We start from the raw sequence: 23,558 nt of genomic DNA on the forward strand, positions 1-23,558 counted from the left end.
CAGGGGGATTCCGAAATCTGCCATTGCGCGGCAAGCCGTACCACCAACTGGGCGGTGGCATCGGCGGGGGAGTAAAGGTCGGTGTCGATGGTCAGGTCGGCCACTTCGCGGTACAGCGGGTCACGTAGCTCGGCCATGGCGTGAAGCACCTGCTCGCGGTCCTCGCGCAGCAGCAGCGGCCGGGTCTTGTCGCGGTGCAGGCGTTGCAGCTGTGACTGCACGCTGACCCGCAGGTAGACAACAAAGCCGCGCTCGCCCAGACGCTGGCGGTTGTCAGCATCCAGTACCGAGCCACCACCAGTGGAGATCAGCTGGCCCCGTTTTGCCAGCAGCCCGGCCAGTACCCGCTTTTCATGGGCCCGGAAACCGGGCTCGCCGACGTTCTCGAAAATGGTGGGAATGCTGGAGCCGACGTCATCGACGATGGCCTGATCGGCATCAACGAAAGCCAGACTGAAGCGTTCGGCCAGGCGGCGGCCGATGCAGGTTTTGCCGGCCCCCATGGGGCCTACCAGGATGAGATTGGGGGCGGGATTCATCGTCGGATGATGCTAGCACTCGTGTCAGTGCCTTAACACGGTAGCAGCCAAGCTTGGATGCTCCACGAATGGTTCGTGGTGCAACCAAGGAGTCGGACATGTCAGTGGCTAAAATCATTGAAGTCAGCGCGTCGTCAAAGACCAGCATTGAAGATGCGGTGCGTTCCGGGATCAAAAAGGTGGGCGAAACCGTCAAGGGCATCCAGGGCGCGTGGGTCAATGAAACCAAGGCAGTCACCGACAGTGAGGGCAATGTTGTCGAGTGGCGAGTCAACCTGCGGATAACGTTCCTGGTGCAGTAACAGCACAGGCGCGCTGTAGGAGGGGCGTAAGCCGCGATGCTGCCGAAGGCAGGATGCAAGCCTGTATTTCGCAGAGGTGCGGCGGGACCGTGTCCTTCTGTGGCTTCGGGCGCGTGGATGACTTCGCCGCTTGTGCCGCTCCTACAGCGGTTTCATGCTTTGTCCAGCGGCCGCCGTTGCGCGTCCAGTGCGATGGTGCGGTCGGCGATGTCCGGCAGCGTGCGTAGCGCCTGCCGGCTGATGCGTTCGTAGAACTGCACGAAGCGCTCCACCTGTGGCCGGCTCATGCTGGTGCGCGCGGGCGACGCCTGCTGCAGTGCTTGCTCCTGCTGCCAACGCCAATGCGGTACCACCGCGAAGCCGGGCGGTTGCAGGAACCAGAGTCGGTCGAAGCGCTGCCACAGCGCCGGATAGTCATCGGCCAACGCCTGATTGCACCATCGCCGCCACGTACCTTCGGCATCGGCTTCGCGTTCCAGCGCGTTCAACGGCACCTGTAATGCGGCGTCGGATTCGGCGGGCGTGCCCAGGAACCAGCCTTCAAATACCAGCAGGTCCAGAGGGCGGTCGATCTGGCTCCATTGCAGCTCCGGCACGCGTTCGTCGGCGAGCTTGTCGAAGCGGGGAAGTGCGAAGGATTCCCCGGCCTTGGCGGCATCCAGCGTGGACAGCGCCAACGGCATGTCGTGCGTGCCCGGCGGGCCGCGCGTGGCCAGCAACGGATGGATGCGATCAGCAAGACGCTGGCGCTGTGCGCGGGTGAGGTAGGTGTCGTCGATGGACAATGCGGCGGCACAAAGGCCGCGCGAACGTGCCAACTCAACCACTTGCGCGGCCAATGTGGATTTGCCGCTGCCCTGCACGCCACTGATCGCCAATACCGGTGTGGGCGCGCTGCTTGCCAGCGCATCATCCAGCGCCTGGGTTACCAGTGCCTGCGAAAAACGGCGGGGGGAAAAACTGTGCGGAACGGGGGACATGGCGCCACAATAGCCCAATCCCATGCCGTCCGAACTGGAACCATGACCGATCTTTACGCAGAAGCGCTTTCGACTTTCGCCTCATTGTTTGAAGAGGCAAAGGCCGGTAGCGAAATCGACGCTACCGCAATGACGGTGGCTACCGTTGACCTCGATGGGCGGCCTTCGGCACGTACGGTGTTGCTCAAGGCGTTCGACGAGCGCGGTTTCGTGTTTTACACGCACCTGGACAGCCGTAAGGGCCGTGAGCTGCATGCGAACCGTCAGGTCGCGCTGTTGTTCCTGTGGCGCAGCCTGCGCGAAGCCGGCATCCAGGTGCGGGTGGAAGGTGAGGCGCAACTGGTCTCTGCAGCGGAAGCCGATGCGTACTTCGCCTCGCGTCCGCGCATGAGCCAGGTAGGCGCGTGGGCATCTGCGCAGTCGCAGCCGCTGGCATCGCGTGAAGAGTTTGCGCAGCGCCTGGCCAGTTTTGAAGCACGCTTTGAAGGCCGTGATGTGCCGCGTCCAGAAGGCTGGAGTGGCGTGCGTGTGGTGCCCCGACGCATCGAGTTCTGGTACGGCGCCAATTTCCGCCTGCACGAACGCTGGAGCTACGAGGCTGATGCCGCAGGCAGCTGGAGCAAGCAGCTGTTGTATCCATGAGTCGCCACGGTTTCTTCTTGCCGTTGGCCCGTGAGGTGCAGTGATGAAGCTGCACCCGGTCTATCGCATTACCGTGTTCGTGCCGCCGTTGCATCTGGAGGTACTCAAGCACGGCATTCTTGCGGTCGATGACCTGGCCGCCGGTGGTTACAGCCACGGCATGTGGGAGTCAGCGCCGGGGTATGAGCAGTTTCAGGTGCAGGCCGGCACGGCAAGTGTGGGCGGAACTGCAGGGGAATTGGTGTGTGAGCCCAGTGTTCGCCTGGAGTTCTGTATTCCGCGCGACCCTGTGCGGTTGCAGCGTCTGCTGGAGCAGGGCATCGCTGCCCATCACCCCTGGAATACGCCAGCGGTGTTCGTTGATAGCACGGAGTTTGCCGCACCATGATTGGCCCGCGTCGCATTGTCTGCTTGACCGAAGAACCTACCGAAACGTTGTACGCGCTGGGCGAGCAGGATCGCATCGTCGGCATCAGCGGTTTCACTGTGCGGCCGCCGCAGGCGCGACGTGACAAACCCAAGGTCAGCGCGTTCACCAGCGCCAAGGTGGGCGAGATTTTGAAATTGAAGCCGGATATTGCAATTGGCTTCTCCGATATCCAGGCCGACATCGCGGCGGAGTTGATCCGCAACGGTGTGGAAGTGTGGATCGCCAACCATCGCAGCGTGGCCGGCATTCTTGATTACATCCGCCGTTTGGGGGGCCTGGTAGGCGTGGCCGAACGTGCCAACGCCTATGCCGACGAGTTGCAGCGGGGATTGGATGCCATCGCTGCGCAGGCGGCGTTGTTGCCGCAACGGCCGCGTGTCTATGTGGAAGAGTGGGACGACCCGATCATCACCGGTATCCAGTGGGGTGCCGAGTTGGTGACGATTGCCGGCGGCGATGATGTGTTCCCCGAGCTGTCATGCGAGCCCTTGGCCAAGGCGCGCATCCTTGCCAATGGCGATCCGGTGATCGCGCGCAATCCGGACATCATCATTGGCTCGTGGTGCGGCAAGAAGTTCCGTCCCGAGCGTGTTGCTGCGCGTCCCGGTTGGGGAGCCATCAACGCGGTGCGTGATGGCGAACTGCATGAGATCAAGTCACCGCTGATCCTGCAGCCCGGTCCGGCGGCGCTGACCGATGGCGTGCAGGCGATTGCGGCGATCATCCAGGCCTGGAGCCGAAAGCAGCGGTAGAGCGCCGGCTCCTAGAGGGGCTTGCCGGGCACCACGCCGGTGTACCGCGCGCGGGGACGGATCAGCGTGCCCAGTGCTTGCTGCTCCAGTGCATGCGCCAGCCAGCCGGCGAGGCGGGCAGTGGCGAACATCACCAGTGCATGTGCGGCCGGCAGGTCGTACACGTAGCAGATGGCTGCGAGCAAGCCATCGATATTCGGATGCTGGCCGCTGTTCTCGACGGTTGCCGCAATCACCGTTTCGACGTGTTGCATACGCTCGCTATCGCCGCGTAGTTCTCGCAGCAGACGCAGCACTTCGGCACCGCGTGGATCGCCATCGGGATAGAGCAGGTGATTGAAGCCTGGCAGTTCGTCGCCGCGCCGCCAGCGTTCGGTAATGAACGCGGCTGTCGCACCGCTGGCCTGCGCATCCAGCAGCAATGCGTGTGCACGCGCGGTCGCGCCGCCGTGGCGCGGGCCAGACAACGCGGCCAGACCGGCGCTTACCGTAGCGTGCAGATGCGCGCCCGTGGAGGCGACCACACGCGCTGCAAATGCTGAGACGTTCAATTCATGATCGGCACACAGCACCAGCGCCGAGCGCACCACTTCCGAGAAACCGGCATCGCCGGGGCGCCAGGCATCAGCAAGCAGGCAATGCACCGGGCGAGCGTCTGGCTGGATGCCGACCAACAGGGCGGCGTTCTGCCGCAGCAAGGTGGCTGCGACTTCGCGGCGGACCGGTGCGGCGGCATTGAGCGATTGGCGTTGTTCCAGCGCCAGCAGCGGAATGCAGGCCATGGTGCGTTCCACCGGCGGCAGTGACATATCCAGCGCCAGCGTTGCAATGCGTTGGGGCCAGTGCGGCGGCGCCGACGCTGCGAACGGATTCTGTTCCTCGCACTCCCACAACAGGCGCGCGATGTCCTCCAGCGTGGCGCCTGCCTGCGCCGCCGCGACTGCCGAACGGCCCCGGTAGTAGGGCGCGTCGGGGCGGATCAGCGAGATGCGCGTTTCCAGCACCGGCAAACCGCGATCGAGACTTTGTGCCGCGCCACGGGCGGCGCCGCGACCGGCCTGCTTGCGCTGCGCCAGTCGCTCGACCTCGGCACGCAAGTACACCCGGCTGCGCGAATCGGCGCCGGGCCGAGAGCTCAGCTGCCCCCGGCTGACATAGGCGTACAGCGTGGCGGTGCTGATACCGAGCAGGGCACAGGCTTCGCTGGCGGGGATCAGCTCTGGATCGGGGTGATCGGACATGGCGCTCAATAGGTTGATTGGTTGAATCAAGATTGATCAATGCGTGCGATGGTGCCAGATTGTCGGCCATCGCGGAATGGCACCACCGCCGCCGCCAAGACAGGAGCCCCCTATGAGTCTCTCTTCCGCAGGTGCCGCATTCCGCGCCGCGCTGGCTGCCGAGTCGCCGCTGCAGGTGATCGGTGCGATCAATGCCAACCACGCCCTGCTGGCCAAGCGCGCCGGTTACCGTGCCATTTACCTGTCCGGCGGTGGCGTCGCGGCAGGTTCGCTGGGCTTGCCGGACCTGGGCATCAACACGTTGGAAGATGTATTGATCGACGTGCGCCGCATTTCGGACGTCTGCGATCTGCCGTTGATGGTGGACATCGACACCGGCTTCGGCCCCAGCGCATTCAACATTGCCCGCACCGTGAAGTCGCTGATCAAGGCGGGTGCCGGTGCCTGCCATATCGAAGACCAGGTCGGTGCCAAGCGTTGCGGCCACCGCCCGGGCAAGGAAATCGTGACTCAAGGCGAGATGGTTGACCGCGTGAAAGCCGCCGCCGATGCCAAGACCGATCCGGATTTTTTCCTGATCGCACGCACCGACGCCATCCAGATGGAAGGCGTGGATGCTGCCATCGAGCGCGCCATCGCCTGTGTAGAAGCTGGCGCGGACGGCATCTTCGCCGAGGCGGCTTACGACCTTGAAACCTACAAGCGCTTCGCCGATGCGGTGAAGGTGCCGTTGCTGGCCAATATCACGGAGTTCGGCGCGACGCCGCTGTTCAGCCGCGATGAACTGGCCTCGGCCGGCGTGGCGATGCAGCTGTTCCCGTTGTCGGCATTCCGAGCGGCCAACAAGGCGGCTGAAAACGTATACGAAGCCATTCGCCGTGACGGCCACCAGCGTAATGTGGTGGACACCATGCAGACCCGCGAGGAGCTGTATGACCGGATCGGTTACCACGCGTTCGAGCGCAGCCTGGACAAGACGTTTGCTGCAAAGAAGTGACCGGTCTGCGAGCGCCGGCCCTCACCCCCAACCCCTCTCCCGCAGGCGGGAAAGGGGAGTCAAATCCCGTACTGATCGAGGTTCACACCATGTCTGAATCCACCGCCGCACCGGCGTTCAAACCGAAGAAGTCCGTCGCCCTGTCCGGCACTGCCGCAGGTAATACCGCGCTATGCACTGTCGGCCGTAGCGGCAATGATCTGCACTACCGCGGTTACGACATCCTGGATCTGGCCAACACCAGCGAGTTCGAAGAAATCGCTCACCTGCTGGTACACGGCAAGCTGCCCAACAAGGCGGAGCTGCGGGCGTACAAGGCCAAGCTGAAATCGCTGCGTGGCATTCCGGCCGCAGTGAAGGCTGCGTTGGAAGAACTGCCGCCGTCGGCGCACCCGATGGACGTGATGCGTACCGGTGTGTCGGTGATGGGGTGCGTGTCGCCAGAGAAGGACGATCACAACCATCCGGGCGCGCGCGATATCGCCGACAAGCTGATGGCCTGCCTCGGTTCGATGCTGCTGTATTGGTATCACTGGAGCCACAACGGCAAGGTCATCGACGTGGAAACCGACGACGACTCCATCGGTGGCCACTTCCTGCACCTGCTGCACGGCGAGCAGCCGCGTGAGTCGTGGGTCAAGGCGATGCACACCAGCCTGATTCTGTACGCCGAGCATGAGTTCAACGCGTCGACCTTTGCCTGCCGCGTGATCGCCGGTACCGGTAGCGATATGTACAGCGCCATCACCGGCGGCATCGGTGCGTTGCGTGGCCCGAAGCATGGCGGCGCCAACGAAGTCGCCTTCGAAGTACAGAAGCGTTACGAAACGTCGGATGAAGCCGAGGCCGATATCAAGGCACGCGTGGAGCGAAAGGAAGTGGTGATCGGCTTTGGTCACCCGGTCTACACCGTGTCCGACCCACGCAACAAGGTGATCAAGGACGTCTCGCGCGAGCTGTCGGCCGAGCAGGAAAACATGAAGATGTACGACATCGCCGAGCGTCTTGAATCGGTGATGTGGGACATCAAGAAAATGTTCCCGAACCTGGATTGGTTCAGCGCCGTCAGCTATCACATGATGGGTGTGCCGACCGCCATGTTCACTCCGTTGTTCGTGATTGCCCGTACCGCCGGCTGGAGCGCGCACATCATCGAGCAGCGCATCGACGGCAAGATCATTCGCCCGAGCGCGAACTACACCGGCCCGGAAGATCAGACGTTTGTGCCGTTGGACAAGCGCGCTTAAGGCGCTAAAGCCATCTCCACCGTAAGTGAGATAAAGCCCCTCTCCCGCGTGCGGGAGAGGGGATGGGGTGAGGGGACGCTTCTGGCGCATGAAGCCGGAGTCAAAAAGCTCCCCCTATTCGCCCTTCGGGCACCTTCCCCCGCCGGCGGGAGAAGGGACTTCCCAGATTTCATGCAGCGCTGCAGCGGGCTTCGTACCCAGCATTCAGCGTTGCAATCGCAGGCTCTCCGAAGAGACCGCCTGCCCAGCAAGCCCAGACCCTTACAGGCCAGCCATGAACACCGATTACCGCAAGCATCTCCCCGGCAGCAATCTGGACTACTTCGACGCGCAGGCTGCCGTCGAAGCCATCCAGCCTGGCGCTTACGCCACGCTGCCGTACACCTCGCGCGTGCTGGCCGAAAACCTGGTGCGCCGGTGTTCACCGTCCACGCTGACCGATTCGCTCACGCAGTTGATCGAACGCAAGCGCGACCTCGATTTCCCGTGGTTCCCGGCACGTGTGGTCTGCCACGACATTCTCGGCCAGACCGCACTGGTGGATTTGGCCGGCTTGCGTGATGCCATCGCCGAAAAGGGCGGTGATCCGGCTAAGGTCAATCCGGTGGTGCCGGTGCAGTTGATCGTCGACCACTCGCTGGCCGTTGAATGCGGTGGCTATGATCCGGATGCGTTCACCAAGAACCGCGCCATCGAAGACCGCCGCAACGAAGACCGCTTCCACTTCATCGACTGGACCAAGCTGGCCTTCGAGAATGTGGATGTGATCCCGCCGGGCAACGGCATCATGCATCAGATCAATCTGGAGAAGATGTCGCCGGTGATCTATGTGCAGGACGGTGTTGCCTTCCCCGACACCTGCGTTGGCACCGACAGTCACACCCCGCATGTGGATGCACTCGGCGTCATCGCCGTGGGTGTCGGCGGGTTGGAAGCAGAAAACGTAATGCTGGGCCGCGCCTCGTGGATGCGCCTGCCCGACATCACCGGCGTCAAGCTCAGCGGCAGGCCGCAGCCGAATATCACCGCCACCGACGTGGTGCTGGCGCTCACCGAATTCCTGCGCAAGGAACGTGTGGTTGGCGCCTATCTGGAATTCTTCGGTGAAGGTGCGTCGGCACTGACCATCGGCGACCGCGCCACCATCTCCAACATGTGCCCGGAGTACGGCGCGACAGCGGCGATGTTCTACATCGACGAACAGACCATCGATTATCTGCGCCTCACCGGCCGTGAAGAATCGCAGTTGGCACTGGTCGAAAATTACGCACGCACCACCGGCCTGTGGGCCGATGCATTGGTCACCGCGCAGTACGAGCGCGTGCTGGAGTTCGATCTTTCCAACGTGGTCCGCAACATGGCCGGCCCCAGCAATCCGCACAAGCGCCTGCCGGTGTCGGATCTGGTGGAGCGGGGCATTGCCGACGAAGCCAAGCTGGAGTCGGGCCGGGCTGAAGAAGCGAAGGGCCTGATGCCCGATGGCGCGGTGATCATTGCCGCCATCACCAGCTGCACCAATACGTCCAATCCGCGTAACGTGATTGCCGCTGGCCTGCTGGCGCGCAATGCCAATGCACGCGGTTTGATCCGCAAACCGTGGGTGAAGACCTCGCTGGCACCGGGTTCCAAGGCGGTGCAGTTGTATCTGGAAGAAGCCGGCCTGCTGCCGGAGCTGGAGAAGCTGGGCTTCGGCATCGTTGGGTTTGCGTGCACCACCTGCAATGGCATGAGCGGTGCGTTGGATCCGGCGATCCAGCAGGAGATCATCGATCGCGATCTGTATTCGACCGCCGTGTTGTCGGGCAACCGCAACTTCGATGGCCGCATCCATCCGTATGCGAAGCAGGCATTCCTTGCATCGCCACCGTTGGTGATCGCTTACGCCATCGCCGGCACCATGCGCTTTGATATCGAAAAAGACGTGTTGGGCGTGGATGCCGATGGCAATGACGTGCGCCTGAAGGACATCTGGCCGAGCGACGCCGAGATCGATGAGGTGGTGAAGGCCTCGGTGAAGCCGGAGCAGTTCCGCAGCGTTTACAACCCGATGTTCAACGTACGCGTGGAGCACGGCGCGCCGGTAAGCCCGCTGTACGACTGGCGCCCGCAGAGCACCTATATCCGCCGCCCCCCGTATTGGGAGGGTGCATTGGCCGGCGAGCGCGCGCTCAAGGGTATGCGCCCGTTGGCGGTGCTGCCGGACAACATCACCACGGACCACTTGTCGCCGTCCAACGCGATCCTGCTGTCCAGTGCGGCTGGTGAGTATCTGGCGAAGATGGGCCTGCCGGAAGAAGACTTCAATTCCTATGCCACCCATCGCGGCGATCACCTCACCGCGCAGCGCGCCACGTTTGCCAACCCGAAGTTGTTCAACGAAATGGTGCGCAACGAAGATGGCAGCGTGAAGCAGGGTTCGCTGGCGCGTGTGGAGCCGGAAGGCAAGGTCATGCGCATGTGGGAGGCGATTGAAACCTACATGGAGCGCAAGCAGCCGTTGATCATCATCGCCGGTGCCGATTACGGCCAGGGTAGCTCGCGTGACTGGGCGGCCAAGGGCGTGCGTCTGGCTGGTGTGGAGGCGATTGCGGCGGAAGGCTTCGAACGTATCCACCGCACCAACCTGATCGGCATGGGCGTGCTGCCGCTGGAGTTCAAGCCGGGCACGGATCGCAACACGCTGGGCATTGATGGCACCGAAACCTTCGACGTGCAGGGCCTGCGCACGCCGCGCGCGGAGCTGTCGCTGGTGGTTAATCGCCGCGACGGCACGGTGCTGAAAGTACCGGTGACCTGCCGCCTGGACTCGGATGAAGAAGTGGCAATCTACGAAGCCGGCGGCGTGCTGCAGCGGTTTGCGCAGGATTTTCTTGATGGCTCAGTTGCCTAAGAGGCATCGTAGCGGCTCGGCTCCCACCGCGCTTGGCGCGGCGGGAGTCGAAAGGTGGCGTCATCTGGTCTGGATCCGGATATTGCCTGCAGTGCGACACATGTAACTGAGGCATAGATCCTTGGGAAGGCAGAATGAGTTTTTACGCCGTTGCCGGTGCGATCAATACAGGGTTCATCTTGCTCAGTCTGATGGGCGTAGCGGCGCAGTTGCGTCTTGTACAGCGCAGACGCCAGCGTGAAGCCGCATCCGATGCCGCAACTGCGGTGTTGTCGCTCAACCAGTTCACGGTCAGCTTTCTGGCCTATCTTTCGTTCTTCGTTTACGGGTACAGCATCACCCCGTTCAATCATTTCATCGTCTGGCCGCGACTGCTGGCGTCTGCGCTGGTGTTGATGATATTGATCGAGATATGGCGTGACCGACGCAGCAGTGCCGCTGCTGGCAGTCTGGTGGTGGCGACGGTCATGCTGGTCTGCGCGTTGGCCGGATTGTTATGGGGCGGGCGTTACGTGGACCAAGGCCGGATATTCGCCAGTGCCATGATCGTTGTGATCACCCTGTTGCTCGCACAGGGGTACACACACCAGATACTACTCATCTGGCGCATCGGGCATACCGGGGCGGTCTCGCTGCGCATGAGTCAGCTGATCCTGCTTATGGATCTGTCCACCATTGTCTTCGCGTTCGCCATGGGTCTGCGGCTGGGCTGGCCATTGTTGTTGCTGGCCATTGTCAGCGGCGCCACCAAGTTGGCCATTATCTGGCTGTTCCGTTGGCAGCATGGGGCCAAGGCCGGAGAACGCCGGCAGCGGTCCGCCATGTCGAGCTGATTTCTTTCCTCCCACATTATCGAGAACTCCACATGAGCGTTTCCCCGCAGATTCGCATCCCCGCCACCTACCTGCGTGGCGGCACTTCCAAGGGCGTGTTCTTCCGCCTGGAAGATCTACCGGCCAGCGCACAGCAGCCCGGCGTGGCGCGTGACCGCCTGTTGCAGCGGGTGATCGGTTCGCCCGATCCCTACGCCAAGCACACCGACGGCATGGGCGGTGCCACGTCCAGCACGAGCAAGTGCGTGATCATTTCGCCGAGCAGCAAGCCCGGTCACGACGTGGACTATCTCTACGGCCAGGTGTCCATCGACACCGATTTCGTGGACTGGTCCGGTAACTGCGGCAATCTGTCCACCGGCGCCGGTGCGTTCGCGCTGCATGCCGGTTATGTCGATGCTTCGCGCGTGCCGGAGAACGGCATCTGCGTGGTGCGTATTTGGCAGGCCAACATCAACAAGACCATCATCGCGCACGTGCCGGTCAGCAATGGCCAAGTGCAGGAGACCGGTGACTTCGCGCTGGATGGGGTGACCTTCCCGGCGGCCGAGATCGTGTTGGAGTTCATTGATCCAGCCGATGAGGGCGAAGGTGAGGGCGGCGGTGCGATGTTTCCCACCGGCAACCTGGTCGATGAACTGAATGTACCGGGCGTCGGTACGTTGAAGGCGACCATGATCACTGCCGGCATTCCCACCGTGTTCGTCAACGCGGCCGATATCGGCTACACCGGCACCGAGTTGCAGCCGTCCATCAACGAAGACCACGCCGCACTGCTGAAGCTCGAAGCCATCCGCGTGGCCGGTGCTTTGCGCATGGGCCTGATCAAGACGCCGGATGAAGCACTCAAGCGTCAGCACACACCGAAGGTGGTGTTCGTAGCGCCACCGCAGGAGTACGTATCCAGCGGCAACAAACAGATTGCAGCCGCAGATATCGACCTCAATGCGCGTGCCATGTCCATGGGCAAGCTGCACCACGCGATGATGGGTACCGCGTCGGTGGCGATTGCCACGGCAGCTGCGGTACCCGGCACGCTGGTGAATATCGCGGCCGGTGGCGGCCAGCGTGACGCGGTGCGTTTCGGTCATCCGTCGGGCACCTTGCGTGTGGGCGCGGCGGTGACGCTGGTCGAGGGTCAATGGACCGTGACCAAGGCGGTGATGAGCCGCAGTGCACGTATCCTGATGGAAGGCTGGGTACGCGTGCCGGGTGATGCGTTCTGAGCAATTGATGTGGCTGCTGCCGGGCCACACCCGGCAGGTGTTTCATCAATAACTCCTAAGCGTAGCGCGGCTCCGCGCTATGCCATGCAATTCAACGCGGGCGCAGCGTCAGCGTGTGCTTCGCGGTGCCGGGCAGGAAGGGGGTGGGCCTGCCTTGTGCCCAATCGTCGTGGCCCGCGCCCCAGAACGGCGATAACGGATGGCCGCTCTGGCCGCCCGGCATATGCACGATGCCGTCGGCTTCATGGCCGGGCGACACCACCATGCGCTCGGACGCACCGAATGACGGCCCCTGTACGCGCGGCACGTTGTTGTCACCGGGCAGCGGTTCGCGTGGCATGCACAGCCAGCGCTTGAACAATGCAGGCAACGCGCGCGAAACCGGATGGCAGATGGCGGCGGTATTGCGTTCGCCCCAGGTGCGTTGGCTCAGGTCCGGTTCTTGTGCGGCGAGGTCGCGTTCCAGCTGCTGCGCGCTGTCCACCAGCAAAGCGTCCCAGCTTTTGAACTGCGGCGGCAGCAGATGTGCGGGACGCTCGCTCAGCAGCGGCCATACCACGCCTTCCAGCTGCGGCAGATTCGGCGCGACATAACCTTCGCCCAGCGCCTCCTTTGCCGGCGCCAGCAGCGCGCCCTGCAATGTGTCCAACGTGATTCCACGGAAACCACGCGCCATGCGATAGCTCACCGAATCGATGCTGGCACGGCCCTGCCATTCGCGGCTGACGGCTTCCAGTCGTTTCAGTGCGGGGTCGTCACTGTGTTCCAACGTTTGCCGCATCAGCTTCCACCAACGTTCCATCAGCAATGCGCGGTCGTCGAGTTGGATCGCCAACAGGTCACGTTCGGTGAAGCGCTCACGAGCGAACAGGCCATCGCGGATCTGCTTTGCACGCGCGCCGAAGTCATAGCCGCCGTCGCCGGCAAGGGCCAGCGCTTCGCCATCGAGCACGCGGCCGTTTGCGGTCCACAGCCGGTGATCGGCGGGGTCGATCAAAGACGGTGCGTGATCGGTACGCAATGTCCATGGTGGGCAGGCGGCACTGGCGCCTTCCAACGTCGGGGCGTCAGGTGCATTGGCAATGCCGCCGACGTTGCAGTTGCCGCCGCGATCCGGGCGGGCGCCAATCAGCCGCCAGGCAATACGGCCTTTGCGGTCACCGACCAACAGGTTCTGCGCCGGAATGCCGGAGCGATCGGCAACCGCCAGCGCCGCGTCGAGGTCGGCCGCCTTGGCCATGTCGGCGAACTCCAGCTTCACCGCGCCCTGTAGTTGGCCGGCCCAGCGCAACGCGAGCAGGCTGCCGTCTGCGTTCTCGCTCGTTACCGGGCCCCAGCTGCTTTCGCGCACCACCAGGGTTTCCGGTGATTTGCCGGCCACGGCGATGGTTTCGTTGTGGCTGCTCAGCGAGGTGCCGGCAGGTAACCAAGCGTAATCGGCGGTGTCGATGTAGCTGTTGGTGAACGCCCAGGCCACGCGTGTATTGCTGCCAACGATCACCGCAGGCAGGCCGGGGAGGGTGAAGCCGGTCACGTCCACCTTGCCTTCCGGCGCGGTGGGCTCGGTGTAACGCAGGCGTGCCCGGAACCAGATATTGGGCGCGCGCAGGTTCAAGTGCATGTCGTCGGCGATGATCGCGCGGCCGTCGGCAGTGAGTGCGCCCGCCACCGCAAAGTTGTTGCTGCCCGGAAAATACTCGGCCGCCAGTGGTGGCACACCGAAGCCTCTCTCCTGCGCGGCGGGAGAGAGGGGGACCCTATGCGGCGCAGAGGGTGGAGTGAGAGCAGCAGACGTCCCATCGCTTTTCGCCTGCGCACCTTCCAGCGCCCGCAGATCCAATGTCGCAGCATCCGGTAACGTGGCATTGCCGCGCGGTTGCCCAAACAAAGGCGCATCCCACTCACTGCCGTCGTGTGCCAGCAACGCATACAGCGCAGGGGGAACCACCTCGCGGACACGCGCCAGGGCCAGTTCGCGTGTGTTGGTCGGGTCCTGTAGATCGGCATACATCGCCAGGCCGGTCAGCACGGAATCCTCCAGTTCCCACGGGCGTGGTTGCTGGCGCAGCAGCAGGTAAGGCCACGGACGGACCGGCAATGCTGCCAGCCCGGCGTTGACGCCGTCGCGATAGGCCTGCACGGCCGCACGCTTGCTGCCCAGCGCGGTGTCCAGGTTCTCGACAGTGCGCGCCCGCAGCCGGTGCAGGCGCATCCTGCGATCCAGTGGCAGGGCATCGGCGCCGAATAGTTCGGACAGCTCGCCTGCGGCCGAGCGCCGCATCAGGTCCATCTCGAAGAAGCGTTCCTGCGCGTGGACATAGCCCAGTGCGCGCGCCATGTCGGCTTCGTTGGCGGCCTCGACGGTGAGCATGCCATTGGCATCGCGATCAATGCTGACCGGCGCCGACAAGCCCGGTAATACCAACTCCCCATCCAATTGGGCCAGGCTGCCACGCAGCAGCATCCAGACGATGAGCAGCAACAACAGCAGCAGTCCCAGCAAGATCCCCAGCACACGCAGCAGCCAACGCAGCACAGGCCTACCCCCGGTAGCAGTCACTGCGGCCGATTGTAGACAGGTTGTGAAGGCGGAATGTGGCACCCGGCCGATTGGCGGGGATTGCCGCCAAGGCTGTCCCCGGCGGGAGGGCGGAAAGCGAGGGGGCCCGTTGGTGAATCTGGTATCGCAACTGAAAGTGATTCCGATTAGATCATTGCCGCGCCGGATGGGGCACCCTATGTCCATTCGAACCATCAGGAGCACCCCCATGCAGGGCAAACCCGAAGTCATTGAATGCCTGAAGGAGCTGCTGCGCGGCGAACTGGCTGCGCGTGACCAGTACTTCATCCATTCCCGTCGTTACGAAGATCAGGGCCTGCTAGCGCTGTACGAGCGCATTGGCCACGAAATGGAAGAGGAGACCGAGCACGCCGACGCGCTGCTGCGTCGCATCCTGTTCCTGGGTGGCAATCCAGACATGCGTCCGCACGGTTTCGAGCCGGGCGTGACGGTGATGGAGATGTTGGAGAAGGATCTTCAGGTGGAGTACCAGGTGCGCGCCAATCTGGCCGCTGGTGTGAAGCTGTGCGAAGCGCAGGGTGACTATGTCAGCCGCGACATCCTGATCGCGCAGCTACGTGACACCGAAGAAGACCACGCCTGGTGGCTGGAGCAGCAGCTGAGTCTGATCAAGCGCATCGGCCTTGAGCTTTACCAGGTGAGCAAGATGGACGCCAAAGGGACTGCGGCACATTGATTGAACGAAAGGGCGGCGTAAGCCGCCCTTTTTCGTTGAAGGGGTGGTCCTTCCCCAAAGCGAAGGCAGCCCTCACTCCAGCCCCTCTCCGGCAAGCGGGAGAGGGGGGGCGGCAGGCTCTTGGCACGGCGCTGTTCTCAACCGCGTCGCAATTGATACACCGAAGTCCATAACGCGCTAACACCCTGCGCGCGGAAGTCCGGTTGCTGATCGAGGATGTCGCGTCGCTCCAGTAGACCTACCTGCCACGGTGCGGCGAACAGCGCCTCTACTTCGGGTTGCTCGACCGAGAACGGCGGACCCTGTTTTTCGTCCTGCGGGTATTCCAGGGTGATCAGCACGCCTTGGCAACCCTGTGGCAGACGCGCGTACACGGTGTCGCGGTAATGCTGGCGCAGTTGCGGCGGCAGTGCGATCAACGCTGCACGGTCATAGACACCAACTACATCAGCCAGCAGTTCAGCATCCAATGCAAAGGCATCGCCGCAGATGATCTCGATGGGGCCGGCAATGTAGTGCTCGCCAAAGGCGCTGCGATGGCGCTGCGGTGTGAGGCCGGCTTCGCTGAAGAACTGTTCCACCGCCAACGACGAAAGCTCCACGCCCAGCACTCGGTGGCCCTGTGCGGCCAGCCAATGCATGTCCAGCGTTTTGCCACACAGCGGCACGAGCACGCGGCTGCCGGCAGGAAGTTCAAGCGATGGCCAGTGCTTCTGCAGCAGCGGCATCACGTCGGCTTGATGGAAGCCGATCTGGCCGTCTTGCCAGCGTTGCAACCAGAACTCGGGATGCATGGTGGTTCTCCTTCGGTAGGCGTGGCGATAGTGGGAGGGCAAAGCCGTTTGGATAGGAAAAGGCCGGGTTTGCACCCGGCCTTTTCTTCATTGCTGACGGGACTTCAAGACCTTTTCAGCCTTCGGCCGCGTCACGCACACACCCGGCAGTTGTTTTGCCAGCAGTGCCGTTGCGCGCCAGCAAGGTGAACTACTGGACTTCAAGGCCTTCCACCTTCTGCCAGCCGCGCGGCAACAAATGCCCGCGCGTGGCCCGCGTTCCCAGATACGTTTCCAGATCCTTGAACGACAGGTTCATGGTGCGTTGGCCGCTGCGCACCAGCAGGGTGTTGCCCGGGCTTACCGCGACCACTGCAACCACGCGCTCGGTGGAGAGCTTGGCCTTGGGGATTTCGATGATCTTGTTGCCCTTGCCCTTGTCCAGCTCGGGAAGATCGCTGGCCGGGATGGCAAGCATGTTGCCGGCGCTGGTGACGGCAACGATGCGGTCGGTTTCCACATTGGCAACCGTGGCCGGCGACAGAACCGCTGAACCGGTGGACAGGTTGAGCATGGCCTTGCCGGCCTTGTTGCGGCCCACCAGATTCTCGAAGCGGGTGACGAAACCGTAGCCGTGCGAAGAAGCGAGCACGAAGCGGGTGGTGTTGTCGCCGCTGGCGATGGTGACGAAAGACGTCCCCGGTGCCGGCGAGAAGCGCCCGGTCAGGGGTTCGCCATTGCCACGCGCCGAGGGCAGGGTATGCACCGGCGTGGAGTAGGCACGGCCTTCGCTGTCGAGGAAAGCAACCTGCTGCGTGCTGCGTGTGCGGGTGACCGCAAGCATGCTGTCGCCGTCGCGGTAGGAGAGGGTGGCACCGTCTACGTCGTGACCCTTGGCTGCACGTACCCAGCCCTTCTCCGACAACACCACGGTCATCGGCTCGCTGGCGACCAGCTCGGTTTCGTCGATGGCCTGTGCGGCACCACGCTGCACCAGCGGCGAGCGACGCTCGTCGCCGAACTTCTTGGCGTCGGCCTGCAGTTCGTCCCGGACCAGCTTTTTCAGCTTGGCGTTGCTCTGCAGGATGGACAGAATCTTGTCGCGCTCCTTGGCCAGCTCGTCCTGCTCGCCACGGATTTTCATCTCCTCCAGGCGGGCCAACTGCTTCAGCTTGGTCTCAAGGATGTACTCGGCCTGGTCTTCGCTCAATTCGAAGCGTGCGATCAACGCAGCCTTGGCATCGTCCTCGGTGCGGATGATGTGGATCACTTCATCCAGGTTGAGGAATGCGACCAGCAAACCTTCCAACAGGTGCAGGCGGCGCTCGACCTTCTGCAGGCGGTGGTTGAGGCGACGGGTGACCGTGTCCTGGCGGAAGCGCAGCCACTCGCTGAGCAGCATCTTCAGGTTCTTGACCTGCGGGCGCCCGTCCAGACCAATAACGTTGAGATTGACGCGGAAGCTGCGCTCCAGGTCGGTGATGGCGAACAGGTGGCCCATCAGCTGGTCCGCATCAACGCGGTTGGAGCGCGGCATCAGCACTACGCGCACCGGATTGGCGTGGTCGGACTCGTCGCGGATGTCTTCCAGCCACGGCAGCTTCTTGGCGCGCATCTGCGCGGCGATCTGCTCGATTACCTTGGACGGCGACACCTGGTGCGGCAGCGCGGTGATCACGATGTTGCTGCCTTCCTTGAGGAAGGTGGCGCGTGCGCGCACGCTGCCGTAGCCGGTCTCGTAGATGTTTCGCAGATCCGCCGCCGGGGTGATGATCTCGGCGGTGGTCGGGTAGTCGGGGCCCTTCACGTGCTCGCACAGCTCGGCGATGGTGGCGTCCGGGTCGTCGATCAGGTGCAGCAGCGCGCTGACGATCTCATTGAGGTTGTGCGGCGGGACGTCGGTGGCCATGCCCACGGCGATGCCGGTGGTGCCATTGAGCAACAGGTGCGGCAGGCGAGCCGGCAACCAGCTGGGCTCTTCCATCGTGCCGTCGAAATTGGGCGTCCAGTCCACGGTGCCCTGGCCCAGCTCGCCCAGCAGCACTTCGGCGATCGGGGTGAGCTTGGATTCGGTGTAACGCATGGCCGCGAACGACTTGGGGTCGTCGGTGGAGCCGAAGTTGCCCTGGCCCTCGATCAGCGGATAGCGGTAGGAGAACGGCTGGGCCATCAGCACCAGCGCCTCGTAGCAGGCGCTGTCACCGTGCGGGTGGTACTTGCCGATCACGTCACCGACGGTGCGTGCGGACTTCTTGGGCTTGGAGGTGGAGCTCAGGCCCAGCTCGCTCATGGAATAGATGATGCGGCGTTGCACCGGCTTGAGCCCGTCGCCGAGGAACGGCAGGGCGCGGTCCAACACCACATACATGGAATAGTCGAGATAGGCGCGTTCAGCGTACTCGCGCAGCGGCTGCTGTTCGAAGCCGTGGAAGGCTGGGCGTGCGAGGTCGGTCATTACGAGGGGTGCTACCTGTAAACGTGAAGCCGCGGCGTGGCTGCCGGCTTCCAGCCTGCCGATTATCCGGATGGCGGCGGGGATGCCAAGCCGGAGGCGAGCTGCGGATGCCGGCGGGGAGCGATTGTGTCCAGATGTGTAACACTGAATTCAGTTCTTGTTGGAAATATTTCACGGAGAATATTTCCAGTTGGAAATAAAATGACGCCCCATGAATGATCCCTTTCCCATGCCGCCGAGCTTCGGCCTGTTGCTCAGGCAGGTCCGTGATGGCCTTGTCCGGCAATTGGACATCGCCATGCGCGAGGAAGGCCTGGGTATTGGCTTCACCCACTACCTGGGCCTCAAAGCGCTGTCCTGCCGGGCGCCCTGCACCGCGGCGGAGCTGGGCAATGCCATCGACCAAGTGCCCAGTGCTGTGACCCGCCTGTTGGACCGGCTGGAAGAACTGGGTTGCGTGCGTCGCCAGCCGCACGCCCAGGACCGCCGCGCCCTGCAGATTGTGTTGACCGATGAAGGCCGAGCGCTGTGGCTACGGCTCAAGGCGCGTGGTGACCAGGTGATCGACCTGGCCATGCACGACCTGGACCGCGCCGAGCGCGACCAGTTGTTCTCCCTGCTTACCCGCGTACGCGACTCACTCTCTCCCCCATGAAAACTTCCCCCATACGTTTGTCCCGCCCGCTGCTGGTGGGTGCTTTGGCGTTGGCGCTCGCCGCCTGCGCCAGCAGCCGTGGGCTGCAACCGCAAGGACGTCTACTGGATGCAGACAGCCTGCATGCCGGCCAGACACTGGCAGGCAGCGGGCTCAGTGCCTCTGGATTCCCTGCTGCCGATTGGTGGCGCGCGCTGGGGGATGCCCAGCTCGATGCCTTGGTTGACGAAGGGCTGCGTAACAGCCCGTCGCTGGACATCGCCGACGCGCGCCTGCGGCAAGCACAGGCGCAGGTCGCCGGTGCGCACGCCGACCGCCTGCCGAGCCTGTCCGTATCGCCGGGCTACACCGGCATGCGTCTGCCGGAGTCCATGCTCGGCGACGAAGCCGGCGGCCATTACGCCGGCAGCGTGCAGACGGTGTTGAACTTCAGCTACGGCGTGGACCTGTGGGGCGGCAAACGCGCTACCTGGGAAGCCGCGGTGGACAGCAACCATGCCGCCACGGTCGATGCACAGGCCGCGCGCCTGGACCTGTCGGCCGGCATCGTCCAGGCCTATCTGGAGTTGGCTCACGCCTGGGAGCTGCAGCAGGTGGCCAATGACGAACTGGCCCGCGCCGACAAAACCCTGTCCTTGACCCGCCAGCGCCGCAGCGCCGGTATCGATAGCGAGCTGCAGGTGCGTCAGGCCGAAGCGCGTCTGCCGCTGGCCAAGCAACAGCAACTGGCTGCACAGCAGCAGATCGATGCCGCTCGCAATGCGTTGGCGGCACTGGTTGGGCAGGGCCCGGATCGCGGCCTGCAGATCACGCAGCCGCAGCCGTTGAATCCGCTGGCGCTGCAGTTGCCGGGTGTATTGCCCAGCGAACTGCTGGGGCGACGCCCTGACATCGTTGCCGCGCGGTGGCGCGTGGAGGCAGCAGGGCGCCAGATTGATGCAGCCAAGGCGCGCTTCTATCCCAGCCTCAACCTGACTGCATTGGGCGGTGTGGTGTCCAAGGATTTGGGCAGCCTGCTTGAGAGCGGCTCCACGTTCGGGATCCTGGCGCCGGCATTGAGCCTGCCAATCTTCGATGGCGGCCGCCTGCGCGCCGGTCTGGCCGGGCGCGATGCCGATTACGACCTGGCCGTCGCCAGCTACAACCACGCCGTGGTGGATGCACTGCGCGAGGTGGCCGACCAGGTCAACGCGGTGCGTTCGCTCGCCACGCAGGTGGAAGCACAGCAGCAGGCGATGGGCATCGCGCAGGCCGCATACGCGTTGGCGTCGCAGCGCTACCACGCCGGCATCGGCAACTACCTGGACGTGCTCAGCACCCAGGACGTGCTGCTGCAGGCCCAGCAACGTTTGAGCAACCTGCAGTCGCAGCGGCTGCTGTCCAGCGTGCGCCTGAGCGCGGCGCTGGGCGGTGGTTTCCAGCCTGCCGACAACGCGCTGCCGGTCGCCGTTGAATCCGATAACAAGAATTCCTGAGAACCCTCATGAGCCAGACTTCCTCTCCCGAAGCGGCCGCCGCCGCGCCCAGCCGTCGTGGCAAATTGCTGCGTGGCCTGCTGCTGATTGTGGTGATCCTTCTCGCCGCATTTGTGGCTTGGTATTACCTGCTCGGCCGTTGGGCCGAAGAAACCGATGACGCCTATGTGGTCGGCAACCAGGTGCAGATCACCCCATTGATCGCCGGTACCGTGGTCGCCATTGCTGCAGACGACGGCATGAAGGTCGAGCAGGGCCAGTTGCTGGTGCAGCTGGACCCAGCCGATACCGAAGTGGCGATGCAGCAAGCGCAGGCCAACCTGGCCGGCACCGTGCGCCAGGTGCGCGGCCTGTATCGCAGCGTTGAAGGTGCGCAGGCTGAACTGAGCGCACGTCAGATCGCCCTCAAGCGGGCCCGCGACGACTTCGCACGACGCAAGGACCTGGCCGTTACCGGTGCCATTTCTAACGAAGAACTGGCGCACGCGCGTGATGAACTTGCCGCCGCCGAAGCGGCCGTGGCCGGTTCACGCGAAACGGTGGAACGCAGCCGCGCGCTGGTCGATGACACCATCATCGCGACCCAGCCGGACGTACAAGCCGCCGCCGCGCAACTGCGCCAGGCGTACTTGAACCATGCACGCGCAGGCATTGTCGCGCCGGTGACCGGCTATGTCGCACGCCGTTCGGTGCAACTGGGTCAGCGCGTGCAGCCAGGCGCTGCCTTGATGGCGGTAGTGCCAACCGAGCAGATGTGGGTGGAAGCCAACTTCAAGGAAACCCAGCTGCGTCATATGCGCCTGGGCCAGGAAGTGGAGCTGCGTTCGGACCTGTACGGCAGCGACGTTACTTACAAAGGCCAGATCACCAGCCTCGGCCTGGGCACCGGTTCGGCGTTCTCGCTGTTGCCGGCGCAGAACGCCAGCGGCAACTGGATCAAGATCGTGCAGCGCGTGCCGGTGCGCATCGCTATCGATGCGAAGCAACTGGCCGAGCATCCGCTGCGCATTGGCCTGTCGATGAAGGCCGACGTGAATCTGCATGACCAGAAGGGCAGGGTGCTGCCGGTCGATGTGGCCAAGGGCACGGTGTACGGCACCCAGGTCTATGCCAGGCAGTTGCAGGATGCCGACGCGCTGATACACACCATCATCCAGGGCAACCTGCCGTCGTCGGCACGCGCCAGCTGAGGTCACCATGTCTGCTCAAGCTCCCGCCGCTCCCGCCGCTCCTTCGGTGGGTGCTGGGCCGGCCAATGTAGCCCTGTGCACGGCCGGCCTGGCGCTGGCCTCCTTCATGCAGGTGCTCGACACCACCATCGCCAATGTGTCGCTGCCAACCATCGCCGGCAACCTCGGTGCCAGTTCGCAGCAGGCGACGTGGGTCATCACGTCCTTCGCGGTGAGCACCGCCATCGCGCTGCCGCTGACGGGTTGGCTCAGCCGTCGCTTCGGCGAGGTCAAGTTGTTCATCTGGGCGACGATCGCTTTCTCCATCGCCTCGCTGCTGTGCGGCATAGCGCAGAGCATGGGCATGCTGGTGGTATCGCGCGCGCTGCAGGGTTTTGTTGCCGGACCGATGTACCCGATCACCCAATCGCTGCTGGTGTCGATCTACCCGCGTGAGAAACGGGGGCAGGCGCTGGCACTGCTGGCGATGATCACGGTGGTTGCACCGATCGCCGGGCCCATCCTTGGTGGCTGGATCACCGACAACTACAGCTGGGAATGGATCTTCCTGATCAACGTGCCGCTGGGCGTGATTGCTGCGGTAATCGTCGGCGGCCAGTTGCGGCACCGGGTGGAGCAGGTCGAAAAGCCGAAGATGGATTACGTCGGCCTGGTCACCCTGGTGATCGGCGTTGGCTGCCTGCAGTTGCTGTTGGATCTGGGCAATGAGGAGGACTGGTTCGCCTCGACCAAGATCGTGGTGCTGGCCTGCGTTGCGGCCGTGGCGCTGGCGGTATTCCTGATATGGGAACTGACCGACAAGGACCCCATCGTCGACCTGCGCCTGCTGCGCCATCGCAACTTCCGCGCCGGCACGCTGGCGATGATTGTTGGCTACGCCGCGTTCTTTTCGGTGGCGCTGATGATCCCGCAATGGCTGCAGCGCGACATGGGTTACACCGCAATCTGGGCGGGGTTGGCGACCGCGCCGTTGGGCTTCTTGCCGATCCTGTTGGCGCCCATGTTGGGCAAGTTCGGGCACAAGTTCGACATGCGCATGCTGGCCACCATCGCCTTCTTCGTGCTGTCGATGACCAGCTTCATGCGTTCGGGCTTCAACCTGCAGGTGAACTTCGCGCATGTGGCCGGTGTGCAGTTGCTGATGGGCATGGGCCTGGCGTTGTTCTTCATGCCGGTGCTGCAGATTCTGTTGTCGGATCTGGATGGGCGCGAAGTGGCTGCCGGCTCCGGTCTGGCCACCTTCCTGCGGACCCTCGGCGGCAGTTTTGCCGCATCGCTGACCACCTGGTTGTGGGCACGGCGGACCCAGCAGCACCACGCGGGGCTGACCGAGCACATCTCGCTCTATGACCCGGGCATGCACGCGCAGGTCACCGCGATGGGGCAGGGCGACCTGCAACGCGGTGCTGCGGTGTTGGACAACATGATCCTGCACCAGTCCTCGCAGATGGGCTTCAACGACATCTTCCTGCTGCTGGGTTGGGTGTTTCTGGCAATCATCGTGTTTGTCTGGATGGCCAAGCCGCCGTTTGGTGCAGGCGGCGGTGCGGCGGCAGGCGGCGGGCATTAAGCGGCAGGCCTAGTCGCATTGGTAGAGCGGAGCCATGCTCCGCTGCAGCCTTATTCAGTGAAGCCCCTGCCGAGCATGGCTCGGCACTACGTGGCGCGTGCATT

The 23,558-nt window shown here is 63.6% G+C and carries 19 protein-coding genes and 1 pseudogene; 14 read left to right on the top strand and 6 right to left on the bottom strand.

Translation table 11 applies throughout. The features are described 5' to 3' along the window. Positions 1-2: 2 nt before the first annotated feature. Positions 3-539, bottom strand: a pseudogene (locus tag PAN08_RS05240) (shikimate kinase); the annotation flags it as partial. Positions 540-637: 98 nt separating this feature from the next. Here PAN08_RS05240 and PAN08_RS05245 point away from each other — a divergent pair. Beyond that, the gene (locus PAN08_RS05245; protein ID WP_269790433.1) at positions 638-841 is read left to right on the top strand and encodes a dodecin family protein; all 204 of its coding nucleotides are present in this window, start codon (positions 638-640) and stop codon (positions 839-841) included. Positions 842-993: 152 nt separating this feature from the next. On the opposite strand, the gene PAN08_RS05250 is transcribed toward PAN08_RS05245, so the two are convergent. Beyond that, a complete protein-coding gene (locus tag PAN08_RS05250) occupies positions 994-1,821 on the bottom strand; it encodes a kinase (RefSeq protein WP_269790434.1) in 828 nt (275 codons plus the stop codon). Between the two features lie 42 nt (positions 1,822-1,863). On the opposite strand from PAN08_RS05250, the gene pdxH reads away from it, so the two are divergent. From pdxH to PAN08_RS05265, 3 genes are read left to right on the top strand one after another with little or no spacing between them, the layout of a single operon-like run. Further along, on the top strand, positions 1,864-2,463 hold the full coding sequence (gene pdxH / locus PAN08_RS05255; RefSeq protein ID WP_269790435.1) for a pyridoxamine 5'-phosphate oxidase: 600 nt from the start codon (positions 1,864-1,866) through the stop codon (positions 2,461-2,463). A gap of 43 nt (positions 2,464-2,506) precedes the next feature. Next, positions 2,507-2,851, top strand: coding sequence for a hypothetical protein (locus PAN08_RS05260; RefSeq protein ID WP_269790436.1), 345 nt, complete (start codon positions 2,507-2,509; stop codon positions 2,849-2,851). Then, positions 2,851-3,645 carry an ABC transporter substrate-binding protein gene (locus tag PAN08_RS05265; RefSeq protein ID WP_269791174.1) on the top strand — a complete coding sequence of 265 codons (795 nt, stop codon included), beginning with the start codon at positions 2,851-2,853 and terminating at the stop codon, positions 3,643-3,645. The genes PAN08_RS05260 and PAN08_RS05265 overlap by 1 nt, the downstream gene beginning before the upstream one ends. An 11-nt stretch (positions 3,646-3,656) precedes the next feature. Here the strand turns inward: PAN08_RS05265 and PAN08_RS05270 are convergent, their stop codons facing one another. Next, entirely contained in the window at positions 3,657-4,886 is a 1,230-nt protein-coding gene (locus tag PAN08_RS05270) for a citrate synthase family protein (protein ID WP_269790437.1), read from the bottom strand. Positions 4,887-4,998: 112 nt separating this feature from the next. Here PAN08_RS05270 and prpB point away from each other — a divergent pair, with 112 nt between their 5' ends. The 5 genes from prpB to prpF all read left to right on the top strand — a co-directional run bounded on the left by prpB (position 4,999) and on the right by prpF (position 12,079). Beyond that, positions 4,999-5,883: a methylisocitrate lyase gene (gene prpB / locus PAN08_RS05275; RefSeq protein ID WP_269790438.1), complete on the top strand. Its 885-nt coding sequence runs from the start codon at positions 4,999-5,001 to the stop codon at positions 5,881-5,883. Between the two features lie 89 nt (positions 5,884-5,972). Beyond that, positions 5,973-7,130, top strand: coding sequence for a 2-methylcitrate synthase (prpC, locus tag PAN08_RS05280; protein ID WP_269790439.1), 1,158 nt, complete (start codon positions 5,973-5,975; stop codon positions 7,128-7,130). Between the two features lie 274 nt (positions 7,131-7,404). Then, entirely contained in the window at positions 7,405-10,020 is a 2,616-nt protein-coding gene (acnD, locus tag PAN08_RS05285; protein ID WP_269790440.1) for a Fe/S-dependent 2-methylisocitrate dehydratase AcnD, read from the top strand. Between the two features lie 134 nt (positions 10,021-10,154). Further along, complete coding sequence (locus tag PAN08_RS05290; RefSeq protein WP_269790441.1) at positions 10,155-10,853, top strand: hypothetical protein; 699 nt, start codon at positions 10,155-10,157, stop codon at positions 10,851-10,853. Positions 10,854-10,885: 32 nt separating this feature from the next. Next, the gene (prpF, locus tag PAN08_RS05295; RefSeq protein ID WP_269790442.1) at positions 10,886-12,079 is read left to right on the top strand and encodes a 2-methylaconitate cis-trans isomerase PrpF; all 1,194 of its coding nucleotides are present in this window, start codon (positions 10,886-10,888) and stop codon (positions 12,077-12,079) included. A 91-nt stretch (positions 12,080-12,170) separates the two neighbouring features. On the opposite strand, the gene PAN08_RS05300 is transcribed toward prpF, so the two are convergent. Next, on the bottom strand, positions 12,171-14,615 hold the full coding sequence (locus tag PAN08_RS05300) for a penicillin acylase family protein (protein WP_269790443.1): 2,445 nt from the start codon (positions 14,613-14,615) through the stop codon (positions 12,171-12,173). A 232-nt stretch (positions 14,616-14,847) separates the two neighbouring features. Between PAN08_RS05300 and bfr the strand changes: the two genes are divergently transcribed. Then, positions 14,848-15,336, top strand: coding sequence for a bacterioferritin (gene bfr, locus PAN08_RS05305; RefSeq protein WP_269790444.1), 489 nt, complete (start codon positions 14,848-14,850; stop codon positions 15,334-15,336). Positions 15,337-15,473: 137 nt separating this feature from the next. Here the strand turns inward: bfr and PAN08_RS05310 are convergent, their stop codons facing one another. Beyond that, complete coding sequence (locus tag PAN08_RS05310) at positions 15,474-16,130, bottom strand: thiopurine S-methyltransferase (RefSeq protein ID WP_269790445.1); 657 nt, start codon at positions 16,128-16,130, stop codon at positions 15,474-15,476. A 190-nt stretch (positions 16,131-16,320) separates the two neighbouring features. Continuing rightward, complete coding sequence (parC, locus tag PAN08_RS05315; RefSeq protein WP_269790446.1) at positions 16,321-18,564, bottom strand: DNA topoisomerase IV subunit A; 2,244 nt, start codon at positions 18,562-18,564, stop codon at positions 16,321-16,323. A gap of 211 nt (positions 18,565-18,775) precedes the next feature. On the opposite strand from parC, the gene PAN08_RS05320 reads away from it, so the two are divergent. From PAN08_RS05320 to PAN08_RS05335, 4 genes are read left to right on the top strand one after another with little or no spacing between them, the layout of a single operon-like run. After that, on the top strand, positions 18,776-19,219 hold the full coding sequence (locus PAN08_RS05320) for a MarR family transcriptional regulator (RefSeq protein ID WP_269790447.1): 444 nt from the start codon (positions 18,776-18,778) through the stop codon (positions 19,217-19,219). Beyond that, positions 19,216-20,694 (top strand): efflux transporter outer membrane subunit, encoded by a 1,479-nt coding sequence (locus tag PAN08_RS05325; RefSeq protein WP_269790448.1) that lies wholly within the window; start codon positions 19,216-19,218, stop codon positions 20,692-20,694. Before PAN08_RS05320 ends, PAN08_RS05325 begins: the two co-directional genes overlap by 4 nt. An 8-nt stretch (positions 20,695-20,702) precedes the next feature. Next, positions 20,703-21,884 (top strand): HlyD family efflux transporter periplasmic adaptor subunit, encoded by a 1,182-nt coding sequence (locus PAN08_RS05330; protein WP_269790449.1) that lies wholly within the window; start codon positions 20,703-20,705, stop codon positions 21,882-21,884. 7 nt (positions 21,885-21,891) lie between these two features. Continuing rightward, positions 21,892-23,454: a DHA2 family efflux MFS transporter permease subunit gene (locus PAN08_RS05335; protein WP_269790450.1), complete on the top strand. Its 1,563-nt coding sequence runs from the start codon at positions 21,892-21,894 to the stop codon at positions 23,452-23,454. The last annotated feature ends 104 nt before the right edge of the window (positions 23,455-23,558 follow it).

Origin of the sequence: Stenotrophomonas sp. Iso1 (assembly GCF_027497995.1) — a bacterium.
In the GTDB taxonomy this organism is placed as follows: domain Bacteria; phylum Pseudomonadota; class Gammaproteobacteria; order Xanthomonadales; family Xanthomonadaceae; genus Stenotrophomonas.